The organism is Prosthecobacter gellanilyticus (genome assembly GCF_007992435.1).
Classification (GTDB): domain Bacteria; phylum Verrucomicrobiota; class Verrucomicrobiia; order Verrucomicrobiales; family Verrucomicrobiaceae; genus Prosthecobacter; species Prosthecobacter gellanilyticus.
Window position 1 is genome coordinate 1 of sequence record NZ_BKAG01000104.1, and the last position, 5,434, is coordinate 5,434.

Below are 5,434 nucleotides of genomic sequence, written 5' to 3' on the forward strand. Positions count from 1 at the left end.
GGAGAGGGGTTTATAAACTGGCGGTGTCCTACTTTCGCATGACCTGTCGTCATACTATCATCGGCGCAACAGCGTTTCACTTCCGTGTTCGGAATGGGAACGGGTGGTGCCACTGTGCCATGACCACCAGACGGCTGGGCGGTGAAGCCCGCCCAGATGTCTGGGGGTGGGGGGTGGTTTCAGAGGTTCTCTGACAACTGCATACAGATGAAAAACAAATTACACAAGCTTCGTCAACGTGCTTGGCATTGATTGAAATGGGTCAATGCAAGACAAACGGATGATTAGTACCCCTCAGCTGAACACATTACTGTGCTTGCACCGGAGGCCTATCGACGTGGTAGTCTTCCACGATCCTTCAGGGAAAGTTTATCTCAGGAGGAGCTTGGCGCTTAGATGCTTTCAGCGCTTATCTCTTCCGCACATAGCTGCCCAGCGATGCTCTTGACAGAACAACTGGAACACCAGAGGTGCGTCAATTCCGGTCCTCTCGTACTAGGAATTGAACCCTTCAACTTTCCTGCGCCCACAGAGGATAGAGGACCGAACTGTCTCGCGACGTTCTGAACCCAGCTCGCGTACCGCTTTAACCGGCGAACAGCCGGACCCTTGGGACCTTCTCCAGCCCCAGGATGCGATGAGCCGACATCGAGGTGCCAAACCTTGCCGTCGATATGAACTCTTGGGCAAGATCAGCCTGTTATCCCTAGCGTACCTTTTGTCCGTTAAGCGACGGCAATTCCACTTTAAACCGCCGGATCACTTTGGCCTACTTTCGTATCTGTTCGACTTGTCAGTCTCACAGTTAGGCTGGCTTATGCCAATACACTCGTCACGCGATTGCCAACCGCGCTGAGCCAACCTTCGCGCTCCTCCGTTACTCTTTGGGAGGATACCGCCCCAGTAAAACTGACCGGCTGACATGGTCCCACGCCCCGATGAGGGGTCGCGGTTAGATCGTTCAATACCCAAGGGTGGTGTTTCATCGTCCACTCCACGATACCCGAAAGTATCGCTTCAAAGTGTCCCACTTACGCTAAGCATGGAAACCAAACGACCAGTGACAGCTTACAGTTAAGGTGCATAGGGTCTTTCCGTCCTTCTGCGGGTAAGCAGCATCTTCACTGCTATTACAATTTCACTGAGCCCCTCGTTGAGACAGCGAGCAACTCGTTACACGATTCGTGCAGGTCGGAACTTACCCGACAAGGAATTTCGCTACCTTAGGACCGTTATAGTTACGGCCGACATTCACGGGGACTTGGGTTCAGAGCTTCGCCTTGCGGCTAACCCCTTGCCTTAATCTTTCCGCATTGGTCACGTGTCACATCGTATACTTGGACTTTCGTCTTGGCACAATGCTGTGTTTTTGATAAACAGTCGGTTGCTCCCTTTCACTGCGACCCAAATAAATTTGGGCATCCCTTCTTCCGAAGTTACGGGACTAGATTGCAGAGTTCCTTAACGAGGTTTCACTCTTACGCCTTAGTATATTCTACTCACCCACCTGTGTCGGTTTGCGGTACGGGCGGCCATGGAAAGGGGCACAGGCTTTTCTAGTCGGTCAGATCAAGAGACCAGGATTGGATCGCTCCGCACCTTTCTGCCACTTTCAATCGGCATGCTCTCTCAAGTTCCGAGAACCTGTACTTTAACCATCACCGGTGCAGGAATATTAACCTGCTGTGCATCGCCTACGCCATCTGGCCTGGACTTAGCTCCCGACTAACCCTGGGACGAAGGTCGTTGCCCAGGAAACCTTGGGTTTACGGCGGACGTGGATTTCACACGTCTTAACGTTACTTATGTCTGCATCCTCACTTCTGTGAACTCCACGGTCAGTCACCTTCCCGCTTCGACGCTCACAGAACGCTCCCCTACCAAAATACTGCCCTTGGACAGTATAGTCCAGAGCTTCGGTATAACGCTTATCGCCAATCATTTTCGGCGCGAGATCTCTCGATGAGTCAGCTATTACGCACTGTTTAAATGGTGGCTGCTTCTAAGCCAACATCCTCACTGTCAAAGAAATCTCACTTCCTTTCCACTGAGCGTTATTTAGGCACCTTAGCTGCTGAGCTGGGCTGTTTCCCTTTCGACAATGAAGCTTATCCCCCACTGTCTTACTGCCATGCTTCGTTCGAGGGTATTCGGAGTTTGATTGAGTTTGGTAGGCGGGTGTGCCCCCTAGCTCATTCAGTGCTCTACCCCCCTCGATAAGCGCATGACGCTGCACCTAAATACATTTCGGGGAGAACCAGCTATTACGGGGTTTGATTAGCCTTTCACCCCTACCCACAGCTCATCCGAGGACGTCTCAAGGTCCACCAGTTCGGTCCTCCACGTCCTATTACAGACGCTTCGACCTGGCCATGGGTAGATCACCACCGCTTCGGGTTCAGCCCGTGCAACTTAGCGCCCTATTCGGACTTGCTTTCGCTCCGCCTCCACCCCAGAAGGGCTTAGGCTTGCTACACAGACTGACTCGCAGACTCATTTTGCAAAAGGCACGCCATCACCGGACAAGCCGGCTCTGACACCTTGTAGGTATGTGGTTTCAGGTACTATTTCACTTCGCTCACGGCGGATCTTTTCACCTTTCCCTCGCGGTACTTGTTCACTGTCGGTCACTGGCGAGTATTTAGCCTTATGCCGTGGTCGGCACAGATTCATACGAAGTTTCACGTGTATCGTATTACTCAGGGAATCCCTAGGCGTTGTTGAGTTTTCGGTTACGGGTCTCTCACCCTCTGTGGAGCGCCTTTCCATACGCTTCACCTAACTCTTCAACTGCCATGTCGGGCCCCTACAACCCCGGAAGATAAATCCTCCGGTTTGGGCTGTTCCGCTTTCGTTCGCCACTACTGACGGAATCGCTTTCGCTTTCTTTTCCTCACCTTACTGAGATGTTTCACTTCAGGTGGTTTAGCGTCTCCGCTCCTATTTTGTTCAGAGCGGAACGATGTAAAATGAATTACATCAGGTTATCCCATTCGGAAATTCCCGGGTCAAAGCCTGTTTGCGGCTATCCGAGACTTATCGCAGCTTACCACGTCCTTCATCGCCTGCCAGTGCCAAGGCATCCACTACATACCCTATATATCTTGCATTGCTTGATCCATTTCGGGTGATGCTCTTGCGAGCACCGAAATTGAACCAAAGCACTTGTTTGTTGGAAACCATTTTTATTTGGTCTCAACTTTTGGCTCTACGTAAAATTGTTTTTCTTATCTGTATGCAGTTGTCAAAGAACCTCGGAATATCAAAGAACATCATCCATTATGAGCTGGAGCATGGTGGGCAGGACTGGACTCGAACCAGTGACCCCCGCCTTATCAAGGCGGTGCTCTAACCAACTGAGCTACATGCCCTAAAATAAAGCACTGCTCACTCCTTGCGGAGCCGTTGGTGGAGGTAAGGAGACTCGAACTCCTGACATCAAGCTTGCAAAGCTAGCGCTCTACCAACTGAGCTATACCCCCGCTCATGGGAATTGAGAAAAACAAAAGCTAAATTGCGCGCTGCGTGTTCAAATGACACAAAAAAGGTTGTGAGCGCTTTCGCGGTTCACACACCTGAAAGTTGAATTAACAACCATCGAGGTGTCGACCTTGTCCATTGATTGGCCGTGAGGGCCAGTGGACAATACTCCATAGAAAGGAGGTGATCCAGCCGCAGGTTCCCCTACGGCTACCTTGTTACGACTTCATCCCAGTCACCAGTCTTGCCTTAGGGCACTGCCTCCTTGCGGTTGGCGCATGCACTTCGGGCGAAACCAGCTCCCATGATGTGACGGGCGGTGTGTACAAGACCCGGGAACGTATTCACGGTGCCGTAGCTGATGCACCATTACTAGCGATTCCAACTTCATGGAGTCGAGTTGCAGACTCCAATCTGAACTGAGCTCAGTTTTGAGGATTTCCTCCACCTCGCGGTATCGGATCACATTGTGCTGAGCATTGTAGTACGTGTGCAGCCCTGGTCGTAAGGGCCATACGGACTTGACGTCATCCCCACCTTCCTCCTCGTTGATCGAGGCAGTCTGAATCGAGTGCGCCGGTAAACCGGGTGGCAACAATTCACAGGGGTTGCGCTCGTTGCGGGACTTAACCCAACATCTCACGACACGAGCTGACGACAGCCATGCAGCACCTGTGCAAATCGGGTATTGCTACCCTAGCTAGCTTTCACTAGCGACAAGATGCATGTCAAGACCAGGTAAGGTTCTTCGCGTTGCATCGAATTAAGCCACATACTCCACCGCTTGTGCGGGTCCCCGTCAATTTCTTTGAGTTTTAATCTTGCGACCGTACTTCCCAGGCGGCACACTTAACGCGTTAGCTCCGGCACAGGAGGGGTCGAATCCTCCCACACCAAGTGTGCACCGTTTACTGCCAGGACTACCGGGGTATCTAATCCCGTTTGCTCCCCTGGCCTTCGTGCCTCAGTGTCAGTAACTGTCCAGTGACCTGCCTACGCCTTTGGTATTCCTCTAGATATCTACGCATTTCACTGCTACACCTAGAATTCTAGTCACCTCTCCAGTACTCAAGCACGGCAGTATCGGATGCAATTCCGAGGTTGAGCCCCGGGCTTTCACATCTGACTTACCACGCCACCTACGCACCCTTTACGCCCAGTGATTCCGAACAACGCTTGAGACCTCTGTATTACCGCGGCTGCTGGCACAGAGTTAGCCGTCTCTTCCTCTTGTGTTACCATCAATCAGCACAGGTTATTAGCCCGGCTGCCTTGTTCACACATGACAGGAGTTTACAATCCGAAGACCTTATCCTCCACGCGGCGTCGCTCCATCAGGGTTGCCCCCATTGTGAAAGATTCTCGACTGCTGCCACCCGTAGGTGTCTGGACCGTGTCTCAGTTCCAGTGTGGCTGGTCGTCCTCTCAGACCAGCTACCCGTCGTCGCCTTGGTGGGCTTTTACCCCGCCAACTAGCTGATAGGCCGCGGACCAATCGGGAAGTGACAGGCCTTGCGGTCCCCGTCTTTGATCTTTCGATCACATGCGGTATTAATCCAAGTTTCCCTGGGCTATCCCCCGCTTCCCGGAATGTATCCACGTGTTACGCACCCGTTCGCCACTGAACCATTGTCATATTGCTACTTCAATGATCCCGTTCGACTTGCATGTCTTATCCACGCCGCCAGCGTTCGTTCTGAGCCAGAATCAAACTCTCCAAAAAATATTGGTGCTGGCATTTTTAAATGCCAGCTAAATTATCCACATCCAGTTTCCTGAATGTGCTGCGCATTCTTCACGCGCAGCGCACAATTTAGCTTTTCGTTTTTCTCGGTTATTCAGTCGATTTCTCAACCGCTAACCTGTTCTCTGAAAGATCCATTCTGCCTTCACTCGAAGCGCTCCACTCTCGTGTTTCACTTGGCTTTGTCAGCCGCCGTTTTTCGCTGGCGGA

Annotated in this window: 2 tRNA genes and 3 rRNA genes; all 5 read right to left on the reverse strand. The window is 51.9% G+C overall.

Annotated features, from left to right (window positions below):
* Positions 1–15 precede the first annotated feature (15 nt).
* The 5 genes from rrf to BGE01nite_RS28550 all read right to left on the reverse strand — a co-directional run bounded on the left by rrf (position 16) and on the right by BGE01nite_RS28550 (position 5,203).
* Positions 16–131 (reverse strand): 5S ribosomal RNA (gene rrf, locus BGE01nite_RS28530).
* Positions 132–263: 132 nt separating this feature from the next.
* Positions 264–3,110, reverse strand: a 23S ribosomal RNA gene (locus BGE01nite_RS28535).
* Positions 3,111–3,294: 184 nt separating this feature from the next.
* Positions 3,295–3,371, reverse strand: a tRNA-Ile gene (locus tag BGE01nite_RS28540).
* Between the two features lie 35 nt (positions 3,372–3,406).
* Positions 3,407–3,482, reverse strand: a tRNA-Ala gene (locus tag BGE01nite_RS28545).
* Between the two features lie 174 nt (positions 3,483–3,656).
* A 16S ribosomal RNA gene (locus tag BGE01nite_RS28550) occupies positions 3,657–5,203 on the reverse strand.
* The 16S, 23S and 5S rRNA genes sit together here with 2 tRNA genes alongside, the layout of an rRNA operon.
* Positions 5,204–5,434: the final 231 nt, after the last annotated feature.